The organism is Aquisalimonas sp., from assembly GCF_007120195.1.
Taxonomy (GTDB): Bacteria; Pseudomonadota; Gammaproteobacteria; order Nitrococcales; family Aquisalimonadaceae; genus Aquisalimonas.
Map to the genome: position 1 here is coordinate 1 of NZ_SKOG01000094.1, position 2512 is coordinate 2512.

The 2512-nt window shown below is 65.6% G+C and carries 3 protein-coding genes; all 3 read right to left on the minus strand.

From position 1 onward, the window contains the following. Window positions 1-168 precede the first annotated feature (168 nt). On the minus strand, window positions 169-804 hold the full coding sequence (gene nth / locus QZT63_RS07370; RefSeq protein WP_290649911.1) for an endonuclease III: 636 nt from the start codon (window positions 802-804) through the stop codon (window positions 169-171). A gap of 288 nt (window positions 805-1092) precedes the next feature. Continuing rightward, window positions 1093-1803 (minus strand): electron transport complex subunit E, encoded by a 711-nt coding sequence (locus QZT63_RS07375; protein ID WP_290649913.1) that lies wholly within the window; start codon window positions 1801-1803, stop codon window positions 1093-1095. Window positions 1804-1806: 3 nt separating this feature from the next. Then, the gene (gene rsxG / locus QZT63_RS07380; protein ID WP_290649915.1) at window positions 1807-2448 is read right to left on the minus strand and encodes an electron transport complex subunit RsxG; all 642 of its coding nucleotides are present in this window, start codon (window positions 2446-2448) and stop codon (window positions 1807-1809) included. Window positions 2449-2512: the final 64 nt, after the last annotated feature.

Consider the following 2512-nt stretch of genomic DNA (forward strand, 5'->3'; position numbering starts at 1 on the left):
GCCAGCATTCGCCGAGTCATAATGTCGTGCTGCAACGCGACCAGCGCATCGCCGCCCCGACCCCGGATCGGGACGTGGACCGGCAGGCGCGTGTTAAGGACGCGGTACCCGCGGACCCGGTGGACGCAACCCGCTCGCTGTATGTGCTCTACACCTCCGGGACCACCATTATGCCTCCGTTTTTCCCGGGTACTCACACAAGTCTTGGATCACACAGGCGCCGCAGCGTGGCTTGCGTGCGACGCACACATAGCGCCCGTGCAGGATCAGCCAATGGTGGGCGTCACGGCGGAATTCCTCCGGCGTCCAGCGTAACAGTTGATCCTCCACCTCCCGTACGGTCTTGCCGCGGGCCAGTCCCGTGCGATTCGCCACTCGGTAGATGTGCGTATCCACGGCGATCGTCGGCTCGCCAAAGGCGGTGTTAAGGATCACGTTGGCCGTCTTCCGGCCCACGCCGGGCAGCGCTTCCAGCTCGGCGCGTGTGCGTGGCACGTCGCCGCCATGGCGCTCCACGAGGATGCGGCAGAGCTTGATGATGTTGGTTGCCTTGCTGTTAAACAGCCCAATGGTCTTGATGTGCGCTTTCAGCCCCTCTTCGCCGAGTTCAAGGATGGCCTGGGGTGTGTTGGCGACGGTGAACAGATTGGCGGTGGCCTTGTTGACACTCCGGTCGGTGGCCTGGGCCGAGAGCACCACGGCGATCAGCAGTTCGAATGGCGTGGTGTAGTTGAGCTCGGTGCTGGGCGTCGGGTTGTGGTCGCGCAGACGCTGGAAGATCTGGTACCGCTTGGCCTTGTTCATGCTGTTCCTTTTTGCCTCCGCGCCCCACGGCATCGGCGCACCGCTGGGCGAGCGCCCGCGGGGCATGGCGGGTTCCGGGCAGCGACGCCCTCGTCGTCATCGCCAGCGCCACAGCAAGAGGTGCCGCGACGAAGCCAATTGCCACCCGGCCATGACCTCCTAGCCCAGGTCCGCCAGCCCGTAGCCCGAAACCCATGCCGCCGGTAACTCGGGAGAAACGCTGGGCAGTTCGTCTGTTGGCTGTCTTCCGCCACGGTCTGTATTCCGTGTGCCGGCTGGTTCGTCTTGCTACCGGCCCGCCGCAACGCTCCCCTGCGCGGCCCCTTCGCGTTTTGTGTGTGCCGGGCTGGTGGAGCGTCCGGCGACCGAGCGATCGATGCCGTTTTTCAGCGCCAGCAACAGCCCTAGCCCAATGAAAGCGCCCGGCGGCAGCAGCGCCAGAAGAAATCCCTGCTCCACCGGCAGCATCTGAACGCCGAGGCCCCGCGCCGGCTCGCCAAAGAGCAGGTGCGCCTGGCGCAGCAGGCTGCCGTGGCCCAGCACTTCGCGCATGCCACCCAGGGCTATCAGCACACCCGTAAAGCCCAGGCCCATCACCACCCCGTCAAAGGTCGCCCGCCCAGGGGTGGTGCGCGAGGCAAAGGCCTCCGCACGCCCGAGAATGGCGCAGTTGGTGACGATGAGCGGAATGAAAATGCCGAGGATCAGGTACAGCTCGTGGAAAAACGCATTCATCACCAGTTCCACCACCGTCACGAACGAGGCGATGATCAGCACGAACACGGGAATGCGAATCTCCGGCCGGGCGGCGCTGCGAATCAGGGAGACGGTCGCATTGGAGGCGGTGAGCACCAGGGTCGTCGCAAGGCCCAGGGCCAGGGCGTTGACCACGGTGTTGCTCACCGCCAGCAACGGGCAAAGGCCCAGCAGCTGCACGACCCCGGGGTTGTTCGTCCACAGGCCGTCCCGAGCCAGTTGTGCGTAGCCCGGTGTGGCCATGGCTCAATTGTCCTCCCTGCGGGTGTCGAACAGCATCTCGGCTTCGTCTTCGTAGAAATCCAGTGCCCTGGCTACAGCCCTGACGACAGCCCGTGGCGTGATGGTCGCGCCGGTGAACTGGTCGAAGGCGCCGCCGTCGCGTTGCACTGTCCACTCCTCTTCCGGGGGATCGTCCAGAGAGCGGCCTTGAAATCCCTCGATCCAGTCGCTGCGCTGCGCCTCGATGGCGTCTCCCAGTCCAGGGGTTTCCCGGTGCTCGACCACCCGAACTCCGGCCAGGTTCCCATCCATGTTGATGGCGACCAGCAGCTCGATGGGGCCGCTATAGCCATCCGGTGCAATGACCGTGAGCACCACCGCCTCGGGCTCGCCATGACGGCGGGCACGGTAGGCTGTCACGGGCCCGTCGGTACCGAGGCGTGGGTCACGCACCTCCTTGGTGTCGGCCGCCGGATTGTTGGTGTAGCGCTGCGGCGGGAGTACCGCGTTAAGCTGCCGCAGCGTCTGTTCCTGGCGCCGAGCCTCAATGGGCTCAGCCGTTTGCTGGTGGGTGAAGGCTACCATGCCCACGCCGACCACCGCGACGGCGGTGAGCAGGGTAGCCGCCAGCAGCATGTCGCCGATCAGTGTGTGTCGGCCACCCATGCTCATCCGCCCCCGTGCCCGTAGATCCGCGGTCGGGTGTAGCGATCAATCAGCGGCACTGTCA